Here is a 22,679-nt window from a genome sequence, read left to right as displayed (position 1 = left end):
GTTACTATCTGTTTTTAAGCTTGGGTGCGCAGGCCACAAAAAAACAGCGGAGCATTGTTTTTTTGCCGCCTTTTTTGCCTCTTTTTTGGCGGAGCAAAAAAGAGGAAGATAAATGACACCAAATAAAAATACGGGTAAACCAAAGCGTGCTAGCTGGCATTATAGACGTACAAAACTTTGTTTCCTTTATCCGGATAGCCACCTAAAATCTTTCACTTTATGAGAAGACTTCCTATCTATTTCCTGATCGATGTTTCCGAGTCCATGGTTGGCGAGCCCGTACAGCAGGTAGAAGAAGGCCTGTCGCAGATTGTCCAGGCACTGAAGACCGATCCTTATGCCATCGAAACGGTATGGGTATCCATTATTGTTTTTGCCGGGCAGGCCAAGACCCTGGTACCATTGCAGGAGATCATCAATTTCTACCCACCCCGTTTTCCTATTGGCTCAGGTACTTCGTTGAGCAAGGGGATGGGACACCTGATGTATGAGCTGCGCCGCAACCTGGTGAAAACGACCATGGAGCAAAAAGGTGATTGGAAACCGATCGTATTTCTCTTTACCGACGGCGTGCCGACCGACGATACTGCAGCTGTGATCGCGGAATGGAAAACCAACTGGCAACGGACAGCCAATATGGTAGCGATCTCCTTCGGCGATGAGGCGGATACACAGGTCCTGCGCCAGCTGACCGACAATGTGCTGCATTTTAAGAATACCGATCCCTCCGCTTATAAGCAATTCTTCAAGTGGGTTACCGATTCGATCAAAACCAGCAGCGAAAAAGTGGAAAGCAATGGTACCGGCTTCGACCTGGCCACTATCGATGGGGATACGCTTTCAAAGATTGATGTGACCAAAGCGCCGGCGCCGGTAAGCTATACGGATAGCAATTATGTGGTGTTGGCGGCAAAATGCCAGAATACCCAGCGGCCTTATTTGATGAAATACCGGCGCAATCTCCAACCTTCCGCTTTTTCCGAAATGGGGTTCAGCACACTGGAATACCGCCTGGTGGGCGCCTTCCAGGTCGATCAGCATTACTTTGAGCTATCGGATGAAACGGCAGGACCCTCGCGCATCAGCAGCGACGAGCTGATCGGGAGCCCTACCTGTCCCTGCTGTGGTAACCAGATCGGCTTTGCCATGTGCTCCTGCGGACAGCTGCATTGTATCGGCGACGAGCAGGTAAGCACCTGTCCCTGGTGTGGCCGGCAGGGTACCTACGGTATCGGCGAAGGCGGATTTGATGTCAACCGTACGCAAGGCTAGGCGTTAGTCATAATTTTTGATAAAAACGAAATATTGGTCGTTGGGGTTTTGCTTAGCGCTGTTCAATTCGATGTGTTGCAATATGCCTTTGCGAAAAATATACCTGCTTTGCTTGGGTCTGAATTGGCCTTCACCGGTTCTGATATATAAATAGCTTTCGGCAAGCGTCAGGCTGCCTTCGGCGTCTTTTTCGTGAGCTGGTTTTAGCAGGATATGCTCCGGCCCGTTGACGAATTCCCGTATATTGTTTCTCAGATAATTGTCGTAGCCGGTTTCAAAATGATCCGTAAGCAGCAGTAGGTCATCCTGGAGCACATATCGTAATACAGACCCCTTATGCAATACAACTAGCGTATCGCCGGAATACGAAAAATGTGAGCTGTCCTTATTCATCCGGGCGAGCACCGGAACGCCCTCCCGGCGTATGATGCTTTTGGTCTCAGTGAAGCTAGGTGCTGTTGTCCTGGTTAGGGAATCGAGCTGTCCCTTGCGGTTAAAAAAGTACCGCATGGTTATCGCTTTGTCTGAAGCCACGATGCTCCGTACCCCCGCCAGGTTGAGCAGGGGCAAGGGCAGCAGCCCTTCTTCCCATACAGCAGATACAATAAAATGATCCAGGTATTGCAGCAGGCGCGGAGAAGGATTGAATGAGGGCCTGCCCGACAGGCGGGCCACCTCAAGCGAATCGCTCCTGTATCTGGCGTAGCCCGGCCGCTGCCGGTTGTCACCGGTGGCATTGCTCACGGTAAAGTAGGCGTCCTGCCATTGCCCTTGCCAGACGATGGCGTCTGTGATATGACCGCTCCAGAAAGCGAAGCCTGAAGTATGCCCGCCGGGAAGGCAATACAGGGTTTCTTTTCTGCGGTTGCCATAGCGTACAAGGGTGGGGCGGAAGACATCTATATAGCGGTACTGATCCTGCGGATAAGCCTTTGTCAACCTTTTGAAGGAGTTGTAAAAGAAATTTCGCTTTTTGAAAAAATCCAGGGAATCCTGATCGGGCCTGGAGCCATTCCGGATCATCCGGTCATTGATCTCGACAAAAAGCAACACCGGCTTCCCGGTTTCAACAGAGAGGGTGTCGATGGCGCCATCTGGCGAAAGCCGGCTTGCCGGCATCACCGGTCCCGGACCGGGATCAACCGGACCCGGGTCCACGATCCCATATGGTGAGGTTATTGTAAAGGTAAAAACGTATATTTTTTTGTTGCCGGAATAAGTTTCCGAAGTAGCGAAGGATACTGCATATGCTCCGGGGTAGGGCGGCGGTTTTTCGAATGCCGGTTGCTCAAGGTAGGTCACCTCATTGGTCAAATAGCTTTCCTCGTTATTGCCTGTCACCATTTCGACGCTGTCGACTGCTCTGTAGTCGCTTTTCAATGCATCGGAAACCAGCTGGCGGGCCAGCTGCGCCGATGATGTATGGAAAATAACGATAGCCCTGGCGCTTTCGTAAGGATCATACATACAGATGAGTTCTTCGCCGGAATTGTTGTGGAAAGTATCATTGACAGGATAACCCTGCCCTAGTGTATGGCCTTTTGGAGGGGCGAAATGTCTTTGCCGGAGTATCCGGGTTCTTTCTCCCGGTCTGTTACAGATCGATACCAGGTCTCCGAATAGTATCCGGCTTCCTGTAGTGGCACGCGCCTGGTTACCCGGAGTACTTGCGCCGGGCTTATGTTTTTGTGCGATGGCACTCTTGAGGCACACACCCAGCAGCATGATGAGTAATATGGATCGATGCATAGAAGAGCAAGTTACGCCAAAAAGAGACCCGGAGCAGGGCAATGGCCAATTATCATGAGGAATACATTATATTGCATACCGTCATTGTCTTGCTACAATACAGGAGAACTAAGTATTAATGGAACCCAAACAATACCTGGAACTGTTCCTCGCTACCCGGCAGCCCACTGCCGAAGACAGGCGATCTCTGCTGGAGGCATTTTGCAGCCAGGAGCAATACCTCGACGCCGCAAGCCGCATATTGGCTTTACAGGAAATGCTTATGAAAGACTTTGCTAAAAAGAACCGCATCGAAGATATCCGGAGGCAACAAGTGCTCATACCCAATGGAACAGTGGGCAAGCCTTATGAAGCACGCCTGCTGCCTGAACAGTATGGCTGGCAGGATATGGTCGCCTTCAGGCTGGAAGGATTGGATCGGTCCGGGCTTGCATATGACGCGGCTACCGGGCAGCTTTCCGGGATCCCTGAAGAAGCGGGCGATCATAAGCTGCAGCTTCAATACCAGTTTGCCGATGATGTGGCAACCGGGGAATGGCAGGAACGTCCCCTGATGCTGATCGTTAACCCCGATCCGCGTTCACTATGGAAAAACCAGCCGTCGGAAAAGGACGCCTTATATTGGAAAGAAGATGAAATAACTGTTTTCGAACCATTGGGAAACAAATATTTAGTGGTTTCATCCAAGCGTGGGAGATCTCATGCCAACAACGGCACTTTCCGGGATGACGACTTTGCCTTCCGCTATTTTCCCGAAAGCGGCTGGAGCCTTATAGCAGTGTCCGACGGCGCAGGAAGTGCCCGTTATGCCCGCGAAGGTGCGCGGGTGGCCTGTAAGGCGGTCTCGGATTTCTTTGCCGACAGGCTACCGGCCGGCGCTTTCAACGACCTCGATGACCTGCTCCATGGCGCCGGTGCTGTGCTGGAACAAGAAACGCAGAAAAAGATCAGTCACATCGTCTATCATCAGTTGGGCGGAGCGGCCCGTTACGCCTTCAGGCAGTTGGAGGCCCTGGCGGCGGAAACCGGCGCCGCCACAAGCGACTTTCACGCTACCCTGATCTTTACCTTGGTCAAAAAGTATGAGCAAGGATATGCCATCTTATCATTTGGTGTCGGAGATTGTCCCATTATATTGTGGTACAACGATTTGCAGTCAATAAACCTGATGAATAAAATGGATGTCGGCGAGTTTGGCGGGGGAACCCGTTTTATCACTCTGCCTGAGATTTTTCAAAACGATACCTTTGCCGGGCGTTTCGGATTCAAATGGGTCGCCGATTTTAACTACCTGGTCATGATGACGGATGGTATTTACGATCCGAAGTTTGAAGTGGAAGCCAACCTGGAGAAACCTGAACGCTGGCAGGCCTTCCTGGCCGATCTGCAGGGAAACAATCCCGAAGCGGCTGCCGTCGTGCTGGATGCCGCCAATCCTGAGCTGCCGGCGCAGCTATCGGCCTGGATGGATTTCTGGAGCCCGGGCAATCACGATGACCGTACGCTTGCAATCTTATTTTAGTAACTATATGGTAAACAAAATATAACAATGGTTACCAAAACTGTTTTTTCAGTCATTTCGAATGGTCGTACTTATCAATATGTGGATAATGGCGAGCCCATGCGTGGTGGTATGAAGGATGTTTATTTCAGCCCCGACCGTTCTTACGTGGTTGCTTTTTATCGCGAGGTGCAGGATCATAATGCACGTGAGCGGCTGGTCAAGATCGTAACGCAGTACTACGATAGCTTCTTTAAAAGAGAAGGAGGGGAATACTATAAGGACCTGTATTCCTGGCCTACCGACGTGGTGGAGCAAAACCGGAAGCTGGGTATTGTGGTGCCTACTTATAACCGCAATTTCTTCTTTCAGAAAGGCTATGCTGCCAACGACCTCATCCGTGGAAGAGAGAAGGAAGGGAGATGGTTTGCATCGCCCAAATTCCGCAACAAGCAATTCCCATTGCGCCTGGATGATTCCGAACTAGGTAACTGGCTGAGCTACTTTCAGATATGTGTTAATATCTCAAGAGGAGTCAAGCGCCTCCATGCCGCCGGCCTGGCCCATTCCGATCTTTCTTACAAAAATGTATTGGTCGACCCGGTTACCAAATCGGCCGCCATTATCGATATTGACGGCCTGGTAGTGCCTGGCCTGTTCCCGCCCGACGTAATTGGCACCGCCGACTTTATTGCACCTGAAGTGCTGGCAACCAAGCACCTGGATATCAAGGATCCTAACCGGAAGCTTCCCAGCCGGCTCACCGATCTTCATGCCCTGGCTGTTATGATCTATATGTACCTGCTCTACCGGCATCCGCTCAAGGGCGGTAAGATCCATGATCTGGATACGGAGAAGGACGATCTGCTGGCTATGGGAGAGAAGGCTTTGTTTATCGAGCACCCCACCGATACGTCCAATCGCCCCAAGCAGAACCAGCTCAATCCCAAGGAACTGCCCTGGACTGATGTAACCAAAATGCCGTATACGGTCACGGGGCCTTACCTGAAGGCCTTATTCGATAAAGCTTTTATCGAGGGGCTGCATCAGCCCATGCTACGACCCATAGCCAATGAGTGGGAAGAAGCGCTGCTCAAAACGACCGATCTGATACAGCCCTGCAGTAATCCCGGCTGTCAGCAAAAATGGTATGTGTTCGACAACAGTACACGGCCAAGATGCCCTTTTTGTGGTACGCCGCATCAGGGCACGTTGCCCGTCCTGGACCTGTACTACCAGTTTAAAGAAGGGGTATGGCGCCCTGAAAACCATAGGTTGATGGTATATAACAACCAGTATCTCTTTGCCTGGCATGCCAACCGGGATGTGATCCGGAACGAAAAACTGACGCCGGAGCAAAAAGTTCCGGTGGGCTATTTTACCTTTCACCAGGGCAATTGGGTGTTGGTAAACCAAAAGCTGGATTCCCTGAAAGACGTTACGGAAGACAAGGAAATCCCTCCCGGCGAAATGGTTGTCCTCACCGACGGAAAAAAACTACTGCTCTCCCGCGAGGAAGGCGGCCGCATTGTCGTGGTCACCATTGCCAATAAATAGATTAAATTGCGTTCTCTCATCCCTTAAAAATGAATAATGATCAGTAAGCTTTTGTTAAGTGTCTCTATGTTAAGCCATCCCGGCATCCTGATCGGTTTTGCCGTAATCGTCCTCGTCATGCTGTTGCTGGATCTTGGGGTTTTTAATAAGAAAAGCCATGCTGTAAGCAACCGGGAGGCATTGATCTGGTCCCTGGTATGGATATCCCTTTCGATGATCTTCAGCGGTGTGGTCTACCTGGTGTTCCGCGCCGATTCCCCTGAAGTCGCCTTTGAAAAATTCACCCAGTTCCAGTCCGCTTACTGGATCGAGAAAGCGCTTTCCGTCGATAACCTCTTTGTTTTTATCCTGGTATTCGGCTTTTTTAATGTACCGAAAGAGGTACACCATAAGGTGCTCTTCTGGGGTATTATCGGCGCCCTGGTTTTCCGCGCCATTTTTATCTTTACCGGCGTCGGGTTGATCAATGTAACCTATTTACCGGTAATGAATATCTTCGGCATGCCGGCCCGTATCAATATCGTCCTCGCCATTTTCGGCCTATTCCTCATCTACGCCGGTATTAAATCGGCCTTTGCTGGAGAGGATGATGATGAAGAAAAGGATTTTACCAAAAGCCCTGGGGCCAAGCTGGTATACAAGCTATTTAAAGTGAGCAAGAATTTTGATGGGGATAAATTTTTTACAATAGAAAACGGGATCAAGCTGGCGACACCACTGTTGGTCGTGGTCGGCGTGATCGAGTTTACCGATCTGTTGTTTGCTGTGGACTCTATTCCGGCCATTTTTGCCATTGCGCCCGACGATCCTTTTATTTTATATACCTCCAACATCTTTGCCATCCTGGGTCTAAGGGCCTTGTATTTCCTGCTGGCCAACTTTATTCACATGTTCCGGCTGTTGAAGTACGGCCTGGCTGTGATCCTTACGTTCATCGGCGTCAAAATGGTAATCGCGCCTTTCTTTCATATTTCTTCGCCGCTTTCGCTGTCGATCGTTGGCGGTGTGCTGATCCTTTCGGTGGTTGCTTCATTGGTAATACCGGAAAAGAAAGAAGTGGAAAAAACGGCAGAGTAAGTTTAGAGACATACTAAAAAGCCGGCGCCTGATGAGGATGCCGGCTTTTTCATATTCATAAGTGTGATTGTCGATCAAGGTGTGTAATTGAAGCGGCAATCGGTCCAGGGGTTGCTCATGCCGTTATAGATCGTCGTTGCCCTTACATAGAAATTACAAAGCCGGTAAGCGCCATTGTACCAGTTCTTCTTACCGTAGCCCGGATAGGTATAAGTAGCATTTTCCACAAATTGCGAAGCATTTCCGTTTCTCCTGTATGTTGCCGGAGCACATTGAAGATAATTGGCGTAACAGGAGACTTCTGCATTACCGATGAACGACACACCCCTGCTTACGGCAAATAATTCGAAGTAGACACCATATCTTATATACTTGGCTTCGATATCGAACGCCGGGTTTCCGCTTCCATCGCCCGGAACGCAAAAAGTAGATGCTGTAGATCTATGATCCGTTATGTTTTCTCCTGTTTGCGGGCATCCGCTGCCGGGTCCGCTTCGGGTATCCTGGTAGTCGAGTAATTCAAAAAGATCCTCATCAACTGTTCTTGCTTTAACGGAAGGACTGCTGGTATTTTCTGCAATCAATGCATTTAGCACTTCCGGAGTGGCGTTGTCGAATGGGATCGTATATACTTTACCCGTAGCTGCATTGATGCGGAAGATCTTATTTTCGATAGCAATCAGCTGATCTTTGTTAAGCAGCGTGGCAATGACATTTCCATACACTTCATCTTTCTCCCGGAAATCTGACTTTTGCTCGGCAAGAGAGGTAAATTGCGTGGCATGCTCATAAGGCTTGAGGATCGCAAGGATTGTTGCTTCCGGTTTGCCGACAAGATCAGCATAAAGCTGTGCTTTTTTAAAATATAGCATGCCATTCCGGATGGTCAAACCATATTGTTCTCCTTCTTTCGTAGAGAAAGGGTCAGAGGAGATTTCCGTGGCCGACTTGTTGCAGCCGGCAAAGACAGCAGATAACAAAAGGGTGCTGAGGATGGTCTTTTTCATTTGTCGCTTTGGTTTATAAATTGTTGTTTATAGGCCCGAAAATAGGTTGCCCGCTCTTCCGGAAACATTCCTATTGTATAAGTGTCGCTTTTCCCGGTTAAAAGAGCGATATCGTTGTATAGCCGCAAACAGGTTAAAGAAGGTTAATAAATAGCGCACATTTCCACTTGGTTAAATAGCAGAAATGTTTGGAATGGTTTCCACATTGCCGTATATTAGGATGGTTTTCTCCCATTACACCAAACACCAAACTTGCTATGACCGGATTGGCCCGCAAATGGGCGCTGTGCTGCCTGCTGCTTCATGGGCTGTTGCCCGGGCCGGTCATAGGGCAGGAGCGCATAGCGCATTACCACGAGCAGAACGGTTTGCTATCCGATCTCGCCTACAACGGTCTGTTTGATCGCAATAATTATCTGTGGATCTGTACCGGAAGGGGGCTTTCCCGCTTTAACGGCGTTTCTTTTATCCATTATACGGTGAGGGACGGCCTACCCGCCAACGACATCATTTATTTGAAAGAAGATGAAGCCGGTGTGATATGGGCCGCAGCCTTTCAACGGGAAGCGGCTTTCCTGGAACCGGGAAAAACGCTTTTTATCAATGTCAATACCATTATCGATCCCGATACGGTGCGGCAAGACGGCAGCTACCAGGTATTCCCGATAAAAGACAGTACCGTAGCTCTGGTGGCGGCAAGAACCATCCGCCTGGTGCGAAACCGGCGCTGGATCAAAAGCTATCCATTACCCCGGGGCGCTTTCGGTCCGCTGTCGACGCTCTTTCAAAATAATGCCGGCGACCTGGTGCTCTTTAGCTTGCGTAAAATATTGTTGCTGCACCGGTCGGGAGCGATAGATTCCCTTCCCCAGCCTTTTTCCTACCTGCGTTATGAATGGGAAGGTCCCTTGCTTTGGCTAGGGGGAAAAACGTCTTTTCTCACCTGTATCGATACGCGTATAGGGGTAGCAGGCGTGGCGATGAGAAATATACGGCTGCCGGCTGCTGTATCCCGTTTCGGCTTTTGGGGAGACAGTCTTTTGCTGGGAAAAGATGACCGGACGCTGATGACGGTCCATCGTTCGTCGGGTCTGGTAAATGTCCTGGGAAAGCGCTCGTTTCTTTCTACCGCCACAGAAAGCGCCGACCATCGGGTCAGGGTGGCCTTTACCCATGATGAAGGCATTTATGTGTCGGTAAGTACAGATACCGGCCGGTATCACCAGCTTCCGGCCGCTCCTGCTTACCTGCTGCAAAACGGAACAGAGGTACAGGTGCTGGATGCACGGAACCGCCGGCTATATCCAGAACATTTAAAAGGGTTGTTGCTGCCGGACTACGAACGGCAGGTGAACCAGAAATTTGCAGAGATCATAGGACCGCAGACCTGGATATACGGTGGCGATGTGCGTACAACCGGAAAAGAGGGAATGACCCGGAAGCTCGGCTCGGTCGGCCAGGTCAAAGATGTTTACCGTTATAACGATTCGATCCGTTACCTGGCCACCGGCGCAGGCGCTTTCGTGCTGAATGGTAACAGCGGGGCCTTGACAAAGCTGTCGAACGAACGCTGTACCAGCATCAGTGAAGGACCTGGAGCAACAGTCTATATCGGCAATTATCGTGGACTGCAGCAGTGGCTGCCTGATGGCCGGGTAGTAAACCGGAATACCGCTGATCTTTCCGATATCAGGATAATGGATCTGGCTTATCATGACAGTATCCTCTGGATCGCCACCGGAGGCAAGGGGCTTTGGGCCCTGTATGGCAACCGGATGCAAAAAATTGCGGGCGAAAATAATGGCCTTACCGGTAACGTGATCGAAACCCTGGCCATCGACGGCCGGCAGCAGCTGGTGCTGGGCTATGCCAATGGTGTACAGCGCATGACCTGCAAGGTAATGCATGGCCGGATCCGGATGACGGAACTGCTCACGTTGCATACGGCACAGCAGGAGGGGATCAAATACCTGCACTATGCCGGCGGGAAAATATACGGGATGGGAAGCCGGGGGCTGCTCATTCTTCCCGATGGAACGATTGAGCCGGTACGGAATTTCAGGCTGCAGCCCGACCGTATTCTTATCGATGGTGTGCCCACAGAACTAAAGGACAGTTATGAGCTAACGCCGGGGATACACGATTTTTCCGTCGCCTTTTCCACTGTAAATTACGAGCAATTCCCCTTACGCTATCGTTATCGCATTAATGATGGGGCCTGGACCTATGCGTCGGAGCCCTTCTTCGATTTTCATAACCTGGGACCGGGCGACTACCTGCTCTCGGTACAAGTATTGAACAATTATGCCCGGCCTTCCGATACCCGTTTGCTGCATATACAAGTGGCTTATCCCTTTTATCAAAAAGCTTCCTTCATCATTATTCTCTCGGTTTCGGTACTCGTGGCAGCACTGCTGCTCACCAGGCTTTGGTACCGGTTCCGGTACAATAAGGCCAGGGACACGCTGGAACAGGAAGGTCGGCTGCGTGAGCTGGAGCTGGCCGCGCTTAAAGCACAGATCAATCCGCACTTTGTGTTTAATTGTCTCAACTCGATCAAGGGCCTCATCTATGAGCACCGGCTGGAAGAGGCCGATCAATACATGGACCGTTTTGCCAGCTTGTTCCGCATGACGCTTGAGGGATCGGTCCATTCCTTTCATAGCCTTTCCCGGGAGATACAGTATATCGATATGTACCTTTCGCTGGAACAGGTAAATGTAAACAACCGTTTTTCTTTTTCCATTGCCGTAGCACCTCTGTTACAATCCGACCAGGTGCTGTTGCCTCCCATGCTGCTGCAGCCTTGTATCGAAAACGCCGTGAAGCATGGCGTTGCCCGCGTGCGCGAACAAAAGGGCAGGATACAGGTCCTGTTCCGGGAAGAGAATGACCGTTTAGTTTGCACGATCATCGACAATGGCAACGGCCGGGTACCCGTGGCCGCTGGGCAAATGCAGGAAGGAAGGGGCCTGTCGATCACCCGCCGAAGGGCCCGGCTCTACCAGGCATGTATCACTATCGGCGATAATGATCCCTCCGGAACGATCGTTGAGCTGAGCATCCCTTTAAGACATCAGGAAATAAACCAAACATTATGATCAAAGCATTTCTCCTTGACGACCAGGACACCAACATCAGCGTGTTGAAGAGCCAGCTGACCCGTTATTTCCCACAGGTAAGCCTTTGCGGTACGGCAACCGATTCTGCCGATGCTATTCCGCAGATCGTTGCGCAGCGACCCGATCTGCTGTTTCTGGATATTTATATGCCGGGGATCGACGCATTTGAGCTGTTGCATCGCCTGGAAGAACACGTGCCCCCGGAGCTCGTTTTCGTAACGGCATACAGCGAGTACGCGCTCAAGGCCTTTGAGCACCAGGCCAGCGGTTACCTTACCAAACCGGTAGATGCGGCGAGGCTGGTGCTTACCGTGAGCAAAATATTGGAACGCATTCAGCAAAGACAGGCCCTGGTACGCCAGGAGGCCGGGAAGGTCTTCGCATCAGGAGAAAAGAAGCTGGCGTTGGCGACACAGAAGGGATGGGTGTTCGTTGCGCAGGAAGCCATTTTGTACTGTGAAAGCAGCGGCAACTATACCACCTTTTTTTTAAATGAAGGTCGCCAGATACTGGTGAGCCGGCAGATCGGCACTTTTGAACAACTATTGCCGCAGCAGTCCTTTTTACGCATTCACGATCGTTACATTGTTAACCTCAAATATATCTGTTCCTACCAGCGTGGTAGCGGCGGTATGCTGGTGCTGGAAAATGGAAAGGAGCTACCCGTTTCTGTAAGAAGAAAAGAACAACTCCTGCAGTACTTTAAATAGTAGTGGAGCCGTGCCCGGACCTTATTAAATCTCAATCCTGTCGTATCTTTATTGTCGATTTGCTTCGCTATGGAATGGACTAATGATCTTACCCGCCTTTTTCAGATAGAGTACCCTTTAATACAGGCGCCCATGCTGGGTGTAACATCGCCGCAAATGGTGGCCGCAGCAGCTAATAACGGCTGTCTGGGCGCGCTGCCTGTAGGTGGCTTATCCCCGGAGCGAACAGCAGCATTGATCCGGAGCACCCGGGCATTGACCGGCCGGTCCTTTGCCGTTAATCTTTTTGTATACGAGATACCACCTGCTACGGATGAAGGCGTTGCATCCCGCATGCAGCAATGGTTGCGTGGCATTGCCGAAGAAAGCGGACTGGTTTATGAAGACAAAGCGATTACCGCATTCACGCATTACAGCTATAAAGACCAGCTGCAGGTATTGGCCGATGAAGGGATCACCCAGGTCAGCTTCACTTTCGGGATGATGGACGATGAGGCCTTGGCATTCTGCCGCCAAAAAGGAATGGTGCTCACGGGCACCGCCACTTCGGTAGCGGAAGCCCTTGCGCTTGGGGAGAAGGGTATTGACGCCATTATCGCGCAGGGCATCGAGGCAGGGGGGCACCGGGGCTCTTTTCTGCAGCCTGAGCGTCTGCCTGAAGTAGGGAGCTTCTCGCTGATCCCGCAGGTGGCCGATAGCGTGCAATGCCCGGTGATCGCGGCCGGGGGTATTAACGACGGCCGGACGACCAGGGCTGCGATGATGTTGGGGGCTGCCGGTGTGCAGGTTGGATCGGCCCTGATCGCCAGCGACGAAAGCCTGGCCGCGCCATCTTACCGGCGCGCGCTGCAGGCTGCAAAAGATACAGACAGCCGTCTTACCCGCGCCTTTTCGGGACGCTGGGCCCGCGGGCTTTTTAATACTTTGATGGAGCAGTTTGATGATGCCGGACTGGGGATACCGGAATATCCTTATCAAAACAGCCTGACGACTGCATTCAGGGCGGCAGCGCAGCGGCAGGACGATCCCCGCTGGTTCAACTTATGGGCCGGTCAATCGGCCGGGGGAGCAGAAGCGCTGCCTGTTCAGCACATCCTGCAACGGATCATCAGGGAAGCGGAGGCATTATCCTGAGCGGGAGACGCATTGTCGTGTTCACATCTGCGGGCGCCATGAATCATCTACACCTTTGACCGCATTACCACTTAATGGGATTGCGCGGGAGAGCGCAGCTGATCAGATCTGCCGGTATATTTTCTTCACGGAAATTGTTTTCTCAATCTAGCATTTCATACCCAATCTTTGTGCCCATTGCGTTCAGCTTAGCGATCTCCACGGTTAGCTGTATAGCCTTTTATTTGGGGAAAATACTTAGTAAACGACACTACGCTCATAGGCCAGAAACGAAAATCATGGTGATAGGACCGGTTTTTGTTTTCAGGATGCGGGTAAGAGGCGGAATAGTTTTTTGATGGTATAGTGTACCAGCACAGCCGTGTTGCGGGCGTCGAGCTTCAGCATCAGGTTCTGCCTGTGCTTATCTATGGTACGGGTGCTCACAAACAGCAAAGCCGCAATCTCACAATTGGTATAGCCGTCGATAATCAGTCTCAATACTTCTTTTTCGCGGGCCGTCAGGCTGCTCCAGGCTTTTTCGGGGCCGATCGTGGGTAAGAAATCCGGTAGCTTTATCATACATTACCTTATTTGAGTGGGCGATTTACCTGTTCTCCGTAGTCAAATGTACCTGTGGCAGTCCATGTCTTCCGTCGCAGTTGTGTGAAATGCCGCTATGTACGGCTGAACAGCAGATATATTGAGTGAAGCGTGTATGGACCGTGCAGCTCACAGCGCCGATCCCGCCGTCCGCCGCCTGGTTCCGGCTGTTTACACATTGGCGGCCAACGACACGATGCATATTCCCTAACTTCATGGCTACTATCGTACAAGATGAAAATAACCGGTGTCTTTTTACTGCTGTTGTTTTGCCTGTGGCCCACCGCCGCCCCGGCAGCGGCAACACGGTCTTTTCCCGGTCTGCAGTTCAGTCATCTTACCGTTAAGGACGGGTTGAGCACCAATGCCGTAAACTGCATTTTTGAAGATAGCCGGGGAATCATTTGGGTAGGGACCAACCAGGGGCTGAACCGTTACGACGGGACCGGCTTTAAGCAATACCGCTATTATGACGAGGAAGAGCAACGGCCGGGAAGCCAGGTGGTCCGCTGCATCGTGGAAGACCGCGAACACCAGCTCTGGCTGAGCACACCGGCCGGCCTCTACCGCTTCGATCCCGGCAGCGGCAAGCGGAGCAGCTTCAGGCACGATGCGGCCAATCCCAATAGCCTGGCTGAGAACGAGCGTTGCACGCCCTTTATTGACAGCCGGGGCCGGCTTTGGCTGGCTACGGGCGGCGGTGTACAGCTATTTGATTACAAGCGTAACCAATTTACCACTTACCAGGCGCCGGCAGTAGCACAAGCAATACCACCCGGGTTGCGCCATCTCTTCAACCTCGTGAAGGAAGACAGCCAGCACCGGCTCTGGGCCCTGGGCTATTCAGGATTGTACCGGCTCGATGAAGCAGCCCGGCAGCTCCGGCCTTGTGGCCCGGCAGCTGCCGGCAACGCCAATACTTTTTGTGAAATTGCGGCAAACCGCTTGTGTATCGGCCGCTTCGGCCAGGGAGTGACTGTCTTTGATCCGGAGCTGCAACAATATCTTTCATCAGCTGGCTTTGCAGGCGATGCCGGTACCTTGGTATACGCCCTTTCGCTCTGGGAAGATAATAACGGCTTGTCCTGGCTGTGTATCGGTACCAATCGCGGCCTTATACTGAAAGATCCCGGAAGCGCCCTGACAAAAACCTATTTGTCCGATCGCGACGATCCCGCTTCATTCCCGGCATTTGCCGTTTACGGATTGCTGCGCGACCGGCACAACCGGCTGTGGCTCGCCACCGACAACGGTATTGCTATTGTTGATCCCCATCTGCAATATTTCGACAACCTGCGGCTGTACCTGCAGGCCGGCAACAGCAATCCCAGGGATTTTGGTTTGCCCAACAATATTCTCCAGACAAATGACGAGATCTATCTCACCAGCGCACCGGGCAAAGGGATCTACCGGCTGGACAAGGACTGGCGTTTGCGACAACATATTACGGCAATTCCTCCGGGCAGCGATAAAGTCGAAGCCCATTCGGTCAATAGCATTTTTAAAGACAGTTCCGGCGACCTCTGGTACAGCACCGATGCCGGACTGGTAAGGGAACGGGCGGGCAGGTACCGCCAGATGATGCCACCGGGTATCGACAGCACAAAGCCGGAAGAAAGCGTTGTGTCTAAGATCTACCGCCGGAGCGACGGCTTATTCTGGATCCGTGCACGTAGCAACGGTCTTTACCTGTTTGATCCCTTCAGGGAGCAGTTTATCCGGCATTATAAGCCCGATGGCGACGGGATAGACGGGCCCGTCTATTCCTGTCTGCTGGAGCAGAACGGCCTGTTATGGGTCGGTAGCGTAGGCGGGCTTAGTATTTATGATTCCCTGATCGACCGGTTCCGGAAGGTGAGCCTGTTCCGGGAAAACGGTCAGCCGGCCGTAGCCCGATGGGTCACAGACATTACCAGGGACAAAGAGGGTAGGGTATGGGCAGCGTCTGCTTCAGGCTTGATCAAGGTTGATGCAACCGGTCGGAAAGGGGTGCTGATCGGCACAAGTTCCGGCTTGCCTGAGCAAAATCTGAAAAGAATACTGGCCGATACAACGGGTTGCCTCTGGATCCCTTCCCAGCATGGTATTATCCGCTTTGATGGCCGCAATAAGTTCAACTATTTTGACCTTAACGATGGTCTTCCCTATCAATATGAAGATTATGGCTTTTTTGAGGCCGATCCTCAGGGCAATTTCTTGTTAGGCTTCCAGGGCATCGTTACCCGCTTCAACCCCTATAGCATAAAGACCAACGACATTGTGCCGCAGGTAGTGCTCCTGGATATCGAAGCCGATGGCAGGCCGGTTGCGCTGCCCGCCCCGGCTACAGCTGAGGTACAGCTGGCGCCGGGCACGCGACTGATACACATACACTTTGCGCTGACCAATTACACATCGCCACGGGAAAATAAATACTATTACCGCTTGGGTGTTAAAGATGGGGAGTGGCAGCAGGTAAGCAACGGGGATATTGATCTTGGTAGCCTGGCCAGGGGCGATTATGTGCTTCATCTGCGCGGCAGCAACAACGATGGGGTATTCAGCAAGGAAGCGCAGCTTTATCTCAAAGTATTGCCCTACTGGTACGAGACCCTGCTCTTTCGTATCGCTGTATTGCTGGTGGCCGGCCTGCTCATCTTCCTGCTGTTACGGACGCGTATTGCCAATATTCGCAAGGAAGCCGTGTATCGTCAGAAACTGGCGGAGACCGAGATGCAGCTGATGCGTTCCCGTATGAACCCCCATTTTATTTTCAATTGTCTCAATTCGATCAAGCTGTATGCGGCTGAAAACAACGCTCCTGCAGCAACGGTATACCTGGATAAATTTTCACGGCTGATGCGTCTGGTGCTGGAAAATTCCAAGAGCGATCGTGTAGGCTTGCAGGAGGAGCTGGAGGCGCTTCGCCTCTACCTGGAAATGGAATGCATCCGTTTCAAGGAAAAGCTGCGCTACGAGGTTCATATAGACAATAACGTAGACCTTGAATACCTGGAAGTGCCGCCTATGCTGATCCAGCCCTATGTGGAAAATGCGATCTGGCATGGCCTCATGCACAAAGAAGAGGGCGGTATCGTAACCATTACCATCACCTTCGAAGCGCCGGATAACATGCTTGTTGTGGTGGTCAAAGACAATGGAATAGGCCGAGAAAAAGCCATGCAGCTGAAAAGCAAATCAGTGGCGCACAAATCGATGGGGATGGACATTACCAACGATCGCATTGCTCTCATTAACGATCGCTATAGGGCAAATGCTTCCGTAACCGTAACGGATCTCTATACCGTAAATGGCGAGCCGGCCGGGACCAAGGTACGCTTGCGTATACCAGTCGTCGGGTAGCGAAGCAGCCACTTACACAATATTTCCCGTAGTTCTTCCCGCCAGGCCTACCATTCACACAGTATAGCGATAGCGTTGTCTTCCGGGAACATAGATTTGGTATCCCGGGCAATGATGCGGTATCGCGCATTGCGTCTTAACTTTACAGAGCTGCTGGCGCTGCCGGCCGGCATATGAAACCTATGAGCACCATACGCGCCTTATTGATCGATGATGAACCTGACAGCATCCGGCTAATGCGGCTGATGCTGGAAGTACATTTCCCGGAAGTTGAGATCGCCGGCACGTTTACCAGCAGCGCGAAGGCTTTGGAACACTGGAACACATTGCAGCCAGACCTGGTGTTCCTGGATATCGAAATGCCGGTAATGAACGGCTTTGAGCTGTTGGAGGCCCTGCCGCAGTTGAATTGTTCCGTTGTATTTGTAACGGCTTACAACGAATTTGCGATCAAAGCTTTCCGGTTCAATGCCCTGGATTATCTCGTGAAGCCGGTGGCGCTCGACGACCTGAGGCCGGTAGTGGAAAAAGCTGCCCAACGGCAAGCGCTGAAGACCGACCAGCTGCAGCTATTGCGGCAACAGTTGAAGAAGGGGCAGATCACCAAGATCGCGGTGCCCGGCCAGACCGGCGTTATCTTCGTGGATCTGAAAGACATTCTCTATGTAGAAGCCAGCGGCAATTATGCCTGCCTGGTGCTCCCCGATAACCGGAAGCTGCTTATCTCGAAAACGCTCAAAGACATCCAGGAGGTATTGGAAGAGCAGCAGTTCCTGCGTATCCACCGCCAGTATATCATCAATCTTAACCAGGTAAAGCACTTTAATCGCAACGATAGCCTGTTGACAATGGTCAATAACGAGGTGCTGCCTGTATCCCGCAACCAGAAGGAAAATCTGATCAGCCAGTACGGATGGCTGTAAATCCCGGGCCAAACGACGGTCGGAACGCGCCAGCGGTCGGAACGGCTGCTGAAAGAAATAGAATATAGGATGTTTAGGATTGTTATCGGAAAGGCATAAAAAAAGATCGGAGCGGGGCTCAGGTGCTCCAATCTTTTTTTGTTTGCGGAGGGGTTAAGAAGGTATCCGGAAGAGGCTCTTGTTCCAGGTAAAAGTTACGGGGGCTGTCGTGTCGTTAACCTGATGTTAGGGTCACCTCTTCCGTTGCTTATTGAGATGCCTTTCTTATAGGACAAAGGTAATGGCCGTCTTTGGAATTAACTACAGGTAAAAACCAGTAAATTTTACAGGCTCTTCCGCTTGTAACGATGTCGGGACGGGGCCTGCAGCGAAATGGCCGGTTTCTTTTTTTATTGTCTCCCGCAACGTAAATCATAGCCGTACAGATCCTGAAATACCCGGACTTATCCCACTTCCCGGTTTTTTTACAAGGTTTAGAATATATTTGTCAGGAAAAATACCGCGTTCTTATTCATCCAAAACGCGGACCGTTCCTTTTTATGGACTATAAAGAGCTGAATATTAAAGCCGAAACCTTTGTCAGGAGCTACTACGCGTCTGTACATGACGAAAGGCTCATCTATCATAACCAGCAGCATACCGATCGCGTGGTGGCCGCTGTACGGCAGATCGCCGACCATTACCAGCTCAACGACCAGGATTATTTTACAGTCCTGACGGCTGCCTGGTTTCACGACATCGGCTACTTTGAAGATCCGATGCGGCACGAGGCCATTGGCAAAGAGAAGGCAAAGCAATTCCTGGAGGAAAACCAGGTGCCGGCAGCGGTAACCGAAGCCGTGGGTAATTGTATTATGGCGACGCGGATGCCGCAAGCCCCCAGCAACCTGCTGGAGCAGATCGTATGCGACGCCGACCTGTTTCATTTCGGTACGGATGATTTCCAGGACAATAATAAACTGCTGCGGAAGGAAGCGGAGCTGCTGAAAGGTATCAAGATCAGCAAAGACAAATGGCGCGAGAATACGATCCGGCTGCTGGAAGGCCACCGGTATCATACCGACTATTGCCGCATGCTATTGGACGATAAAAAGGCCAAAAACCTGGAACAACTGAAACGCAAAGCAGAAGAACAGGCAACGGCAGCCGCTACGCCTGGCCCTGCTCTGTCAGGAGAGCCTGCCATTGCAGCAGAAATGGCCGCCGCATCCGCGCCCACGGGAAAGAAAGACAAGAACCGGCCCGACCGGGGTATTGAGACCATGTTCCGGACCACTTCGGGCAATAACCAGCGGCTGAGCGATATGGCCGATAACAAGGCACATATCATGATCACGGTCAACTCCATTATCCTGTCTGCCGTTATCAGCCTGTTGCTGGGCAAAATACCCAAGCAGGAATACCTGGCGATCCCCACTTACCTGATCCTGGCTGTGAGCGTATCGGCCATCATTTTTGCTATCCTGGCCACGCGCCCCTCTTTACCCAGCGGCCAGTTTACCCCTCAGGATGTAGAAGAGAAAAAAGTGAACCTGCTGTTCTTCGGGAACTTCTATAAAATGGATCTCGACGAATACGCGTCGGGCATGTGGAAGGTAATGGCCGACCGGGAATTTCTTTACGGCTCGCTGATCAAGGATGTCTACTCCCAGGGTGTTGTACTGGGCCGTAAGTATCGCCTGCTGCGCATTTCCTACAGCATCTTCATGTTTGGTCTCATCTTAGCAGTGATCGCCTTCATTATAGCTTCGGCGATACATGCCGAAGTCATCTAAAAACATTGCATCGTTTTGAACCCGCACTTGACCAACCGCGATATCAGCTGGCTTTCTTTCAATGGCAGGGTACTGCTGGAAGCAACGCGCCAGGGAGTTCCCCTGCTGGAGCGACTAAAGTTCCTGTCGATCTATTCTTCCAACCTGGACGAATTTTACCGGGTGCGTATTCCTGCCCTTATAGCGTTAAGCCGCATCGACGACGGCCGCGAAAAGGCGGAAGAAGATACCCTGGATGAAGTAAGCCGCGTGATCGCCGGGCAGCAGCAGACCTTTGGCCGCGTGCTCAGGGAGGCACTCCTGCCTTCGCTTGAGGCGCAGGGTATACGCTTCGTATACCGCCAGCCGGTACCGGAGCTGCTGAAGGCAGCAACCAAAGCGTACTTCCTGAGCCGCATTGCGGCTTTCCTGCAGCTGGTGCGTCTTTCGGCGGCCGGCGATTTTTTTCCCGAGAACAATAAGATCTATTTCGCGATCGGCATTACCGAAGGCGGCAAGGAAGACGTGGTGATCGTTAATATCCCTGCGCCGGAATGTGGCCGCTTTTATACCGATACGATCGAAGGGATACAGTATGTGCTGACGATCGACGATATCATTAAAGATAACCTGGCCTTTCTCGTGCCCGGGGCGGAGGTACGCAGCTGCTACAGCTTCAAGATCACCCGGGATGCCGAGCTGGACCTGGCCGATGAATTTAAAGGCGATATTGCCGAGAAGATAGAGCAGCAGATCAATATAAGAGATCTGGGACTGGCCACAAGGCTGCTGTATGATGCCGGAATGCCGGCCGCCGAATTGCAGCAACTGGTGCAGACTTTCCACCTGGAAAATGCGACGCAGGTAGAGGGTGGCGCTTATCACAATCTGCGCGACCTGGCCGATTTTCCTGTCAAACGGGACAGCCTCAGCTATGAGCGCTGGCCCTCTGTTCCGTATCGCCTGCCCCGTGAACGTATCTTCGATAGCATACAAGAGCAGGATATGCTGTTGCATGTACCCTACCATAGCTACGATACGGTGCTGCAGTTTTTCAACGAAGCGGCGCTTGATCCGTTGGTTACCGATATCTCTATTACGCTGTACCGGATGGCCGGCGATTCCCTTATCGGCAATGCGCTTATGAGCGCTGCACGCAACGGGAAGAATGTAACCGTCTTCGTAGAGCTGAAAGCCCGCTTTGACGAAGCCAACAATATCCGCTGGTCCAAACGCCTCAAAGCCGCCGGAGTGAAGATCATCTATAGCATACCCGGGCTCAAAGTACATGCCAAGGTGGCACTGGTAAAAAGAAAGGTAGAAGGCCGTAGCGTGTATTACGGATTGCTTGCTACCGGCAATTTCAACGAGGGCACTGCGCGGTTCTATACCGACCACATCCTGATGACCACGCATAAAGGCATGTTGCGCGAGCTGGAGCTGCTCTTTATTTTCCTGGCCAAAAGAAGGGAACCCGGGACGGGCGATCGCTTTACGCCCGAACACTTGCTGGTCGCACAATTCAACCTCCAGAACGAATTTCTGCGCCTGATAGGGGAGGAGACGACGGCGGCACGGCAGGGAAAGCCGGCCAGCATCTGTATCAAGCTCAATAACCTCGAAGAGGAAGTAATGATCAATAAGCTGTACGAAGCAGCACAGGCCGGCGTAAAGATAACGCTGCTCATCCGTGGCATTTGCCGGCTGAAGCCCGGCGTGCCTGGTCTCAGCGAAGGCATTACAGTAAAAAGGATTGTGGACCGTTATCTGGAACATGGTCGTATCTTTATCTTTCATAATAATGGCGATCCGAAGGTGTACCTGGGCTCGGCCGACTGGATGAATCGTAATATCTACCGCAGGATCGAGGTATGCTTCCCGGTATACGACACGCAGCTAAAGGCAGCCTTGCAGGAAATGATGCGGATCCAACTGGCGGATACCGGCAGCGCGGTAACGGTGGATGCTGCCGGCAACAATACCGGCGGGCCTTCCGACGGACCCGATGCCACACATGCCCAGCAAACGATTTACCAAATGATCAAACAAAGCAGCTTATGAACAGGATACTGACCTTGGCGTTGCTGTTGCTGGCCTTTTCGGCCTGCAGCAAAGGAGAAAAGACGATTGAGAGCCCTGCCGGCTACGATTTCAGCAAACCGGTAAAATATGTGATGCCCGAAGAGCTGGCCGAGATCTCCGGTATTGCCTTCGCCCCCGGCAGCCAGGAGCTCATGTATGCCATACAGGATGAGGACGGGCAGCTGTTTTACTGGAAAAACGGCCATCCCAAACCGGTTACCGCTATGGATTTTGGCAAGCACGGGGATTACGAAGACCTGGGCATTACAAAAAAATATATCACAATTTTGCGTAGTGACGGAATTTTGTTTAACTTTCCACTTCAGGAAACAAAAGGAGCAGCCATCAGTTCGGTGCAGGAATGGAAAAACCTGGTTCCCGAGGGCGAATACGAGGGTTTGTACGCCGATGATGCTACCGATAACCTGTATGTTTTGTGTAAGAATTGTGGAGCGGATAGGAAGACGGGTTCAGTGAGCGGTTATATACTGCATTTGGATGAACAGGGAAGACCGGCAATGACCGGCAATTTCAAGATCAATACGGACGCCATACAAACGATAAAACCGAAAAAGAAAAACGGTTTCAGGCCTTCTGCGTTGACTTTTAATAAGCGGAACCAGGAATGGTACATCCTTTCCTCCGTGAACAAATCCCTGGTGGTTACAGATAAGAACTGGCATCCCAAACAGGTGGTCGCACTGGACCCAGGCTTGTTTCCGCAACCCGAAGGCATAACTTTTGATATCGACAACAACCTATACATTTCAAACGAGGCCGGCAATACCGCAAAAGGGACAGTGCTGAAATTCATGTTCCAGCAGCCGGGCCGTTAATTTTAGTATCTCTAATCCATTCAGTATTAGT

At 51.6% G+C, this 22,679-nt stretch carries 15 protein-coding genes; 12 read left to right on the top strand and 3 right to left on the bottom strand.

Features of this window, described 5'->3' with window-relative positions; all coding sequences use genetic code 11:
- The first annotated feature begins 219 nt into the window (after positions 1-219).
- On the top strand, positions 220-1,272 hold the full coding sequence (locus DZK30_RS16140) for a TerY-C metal binding domain-containing protein (protein WP_118975163.1): 1,053 nt from the start codon (positions 220-222) through the stop codon (positions 1,270-1,272).
- A gap of 3 nt (positions 1,273-1,275) precedes the next feature.
- Here DZK30_RS16140 and DZK30_RS16135 read toward each other — a convergent pair whose 3' ends face one another.
- A complete protein-coding gene (locus DZK30_RS16135; protein ID WP_162903147.1) occupies positions 1,276-3,021 on the bottom strand; it encodes a hypothetical protein in 1,746 nt (581 codons plus the stop codon).
- Between the two features lie 118 nt (positions 3,022-3,139).
- Here DZK30_RS16135 and DZK30_RS16130 point away from each other — a divergent pair, with 118 nt between their 5' ends.
- Genes DZK30_RS16130 through DZK30_RS16120 form a run of 3 tightly spaced genes read left to right on the top strand, consistent with a single transcriptional unit; the run spans position 3,140 to position 7,156 of the window.
- Positions 3,140-4,543: a PP2C family serine/threonine-protein phosphatase gene (locus DZK30_RS16130; protein ID WP_205529468.1), complete on the top strand. Its 1,404-nt coding sequence runs from the start codon at positions 3,140-3,142 to the stop codon at positions 4,541-4,543.
- 27 nt (positions 4,544-4,570) lie between these two features.
- Entirely contained in the window at positions 4,571-6,079 is a 1,509-nt protein-coding gene (locus DZK30_RS16125; protein ID WP_118975161.1) for a helix-hairpin-helix domain-containing protein, read from the top strand.
- Between the two features lie 36 nt (positions 6,080-6,115).
- Positions 6,116-7,156 carry a TerC/Alx family metal homeostasis membrane protein gene (locus DZK30_RS16120; protein WP_205529467.1) on the top strand — a complete coding sequence of 347 codons (1,041 nt, stop codon included), beginning with the start codon at positions 6,116-6,118 and terminating at the stop codon, positions 7,154-7,156.
- Positions 7,157-7,230: 74 nt separating this feature from the next.
- Here the strand turns inward: DZK30_RS16120 and DZK30_RS16115 are convergent, their stop codons facing one another.
- The gene (locus DZK30_RS16115) at positions 7,231-8,163 is read right to left on the bottom strand and encodes a hypothetical protein (RefSeq protein ID WP_118975159.1); all 933 of its coding nucleotides are present in this window, start codon (positions 8,161-8,163) and stop codon (positions 7,231-7,233) included.
- Between the two features lie 257 nt (positions 8,164-8,420).
- Here DZK30_RS16115 and DZK30_RS16110 point away from each other — a divergent pair, with 257 nt between their 5' ends.
- The 3 genes from DZK30_RS16110 (at position 8,421) to DZK30_RS16100 (ending at position 13,129) form a co-directional block, all read left to right on the top strand.
- On the top strand, positions 8,421-11,264 hold the full coding sequence (locus DZK30_RS16110; RefSeq protein WP_118975158.1) for a sensor histidine kinase: 2,844 nt from the start codon (positions 8,421-8,423) through the stop codon (positions 11,262-11,264).
- A complete protein-coding gene (locus DZK30_RS16105; protein ID WP_118975157.1) occupies positions 11,261-11,995 on the top strand; it encodes a LytR/AlgR family response regulator transcription factor in 735 nt (244 codons plus the stop codon). The genes DZK30_RS16110 and DZK30_RS16105 overlap by 4 nt, the downstream gene beginning before the upstream one ends.
- Before the next feature lie 69 nt (positions 11,996-12,064).
- The gene (locus DZK30_RS16100) at positions 12,065-13,129 is read left to right on the top strand and encodes an NAD(P)H-dependent flavin oxidoreductase (protein WP_118975156.1); all 1,065 of its coding nucleotides are present in this window, start codon (positions 12,065-12,067) and stop codon (positions 13,127-13,129) included.
- Between the two features lie 303 nt (positions 13,130-13,432).
- On the opposite strand, the gene DZK30_RS16095 is transcribed toward DZK30_RS16100, so the two are convergent.
- A complete protein-coding gene (locus DZK30_RS16095) occupies positions 13,433-13,690 on the bottom strand; it encodes a helix-turn-helix domain-containing protein (protein ID WP_118975155.1) in 258 nt (85 codons plus the stop codon).
- Positions 13,691-13,945: 255 nt separating this feature from the next.
- Here DZK30_RS16095 and DZK30_RS16090 point away from each other — a divergent pair, with 255 nt between their 5' ends.
- The 5 genes from DZK30_RS16090 (at position 13,946) to DZK30_RS16070 (ending at position 22,648) form a co-directional block, all read left to right on the top strand.
- Positions 13,946-17,053 (top strand): ligand-binding sensor domain-containing protein, encoded by a 3,108-nt coding sequence (locus tag DZK30_RS16090; RefSeq protein WP_118975154.1) that lies wholly within the window; start codon positions 13,946-13,948, stop codon positions 17,051-17,053.
- Between the two features lie 182 nt (positions 17,054-17,235).
- Positions 17,236-17,976, top strand: coding sequence for a LytR/AlgR family response regulator transcription factor (locus tag DZK30_RS16085; protein WP_118975268.1), 741 nt, complete (start codon positions 17,236-17,238; stop codon positions 17,974-17,976).
- 539 nt (positions 17,977-18,515) lie between these two features.
- On the top strand, positions 18,516-19,751 hold the full coding sequence (locus DZK30_RS16080) for a Pycsar system effector family protein (protein ID WP_118975153.1): 1,236 nt from the start codon (positions 18,516-18,518) through the stop codon (positions 19,749-19,751).
- A gap of 15 nt (positions 19,752-19,766) precedes the next feature.
- A complete protein-coding gene (ppk1, locus tag DZK30_RS16075; protein ID WP_162903146.1) occupies positions 19,767-21,791 on the top strand; it encodes a polyphosphate kinase 1 in 2,025 nt (674 codons plus the stop codon).
- Positions 21,788-22,648 (top strand): SdiA-regulated domain-containing protein, encoded by an 861-nt coding sequence (locus DZK30_RS16070; protein ID WP_118975151.1) that lies wholly within the window; start codon positions 21,788-21,790, stop codon positions 22,646-22,648. The genes ppk1 and DZK30_RS16070 overlap by 4 nt, the downstream gene beginning before the upstream one ends.
- Positions 22,649-22,679: the final 31 nt, after the last annotated feature.

The organism is Taibaiella koreensis (assembly GCF_003545715.1).
GTDB lineage: Bacteria > Bacteroidota > Bacteroidia > Chitinophagales > Chitinophagaceae > Taibaiella > Taibaiella koreensis.
Note: the sequence above shows the minus strand (reverse complement) of the source record. Positions and strands in the feature narration are given on the sequence as shown.

What these genes read in the sequence shown, in the direction of transcription:
- DZK30_RS16140 (WP_118975163.1), top strand. Translation starts at nt 220, where the DNA reads ATGAGAAGACTTCCTATCTATTTCCTGATCGATGTTTCCGAGTCCATG.
- DZK30_RS16135 (WP_162903147.1), bottom strand. Translation starts at nt 3,021, where the DNA reads ATGCATCGATCCATATTACTCATCATGCTGCTGGGTGTGTGCCTCAAG.
- DZK30_RS16130 (WP_205529468.1), top strand. Translation starts at nt 3,140, where the DNA reads ATGGAACCCAAACAATACCTGGAACTGTTCCTCGCTACCCGGCAGCCC.
- DZK30_RS16125 (WP_118975161.1), top strand. Translation starts at nt 4,571, where the DNA reads ATGGTTACCAAAACTGTTTTTTCAGTCATTTCGAATGGTCGTACTTAT.
- DZK30_RS16120 (WP_205529467.1), top strand. Translation starts at nt 6,116, where the DNA reads ATGATCAGTAAGCTTTTGTTAAGTGTCTCTATGTTAAGCCATCCCGGC.
- DZK30_RS16115 (WP_118975159.1), bottom strand. Translation starts at nt 8,163, where the DNA reads ATGAAAAAGACCATCCTCAGCACCCTTTTGTTATCTGCTGTCTTTGCC.
- DZK30_RS16110 (WP_118975158.1), top strand. Translation starts at nt 8,421, where the DNA reads ATGACCGGATTGGCCCGCAAATGGGCGCTGTGCTGCCTGCTGCTTCAT.
- DZK30_RS16105 (WP_118975157.1), top strand. Translation starts at nt 11,261, where the DNA reads ATGATCAAAGCATTTCTCCTTGACGACCAGGACACCAACATCAGCGTG.
- DZK30_RS16100 (WP_118975156.1), top strand. Translation starts at nt 12,065, where the DNA reads ATGGAATGGACTAATGATCTTACCCGCCTTTTTCAGATAGAGTACCCT.
- DZK30_RS16095 (WP_118975155.1), bottom strand. Translation starts at nt 13,690, where the DNA reads ATGATAAAGCTACCGGATTTCTTACCCACGATCGGCCCCGAAAAAGCC.
- DZK30_RS16090 (WP_118975154.1), top strand. Translation starts at nt 13,946, where the DNA reads ATGAAAATAACCGGTGTCTTTTTACTGCTGTTGTTTTGCCTGTGGCCC.
- DZK30_RS16085 (WP_118975268.1), top strand. Translation starts at nt 17,236, where the DNA reads ATGAGCACCATACGCGCCTTATTGATCGATGATGAACCTGACAGCATC.
- DZK30_RS16080 (WP_118975153.1), top strand. Translation starts at nt 18,516, where the DNA reads ATGGACTATAAAGAGCTGAATATTAAAGCCGAAACCTTTGTCAGGAGC.
- DZK30_RS16070 (WP_118975151.1), top strand. Translation starts at nt 21,788, where the DNA reads ATGAACAGGATACTGACCTTGGCGTTGCTGTTGCTGGCCTTTTCGGCC.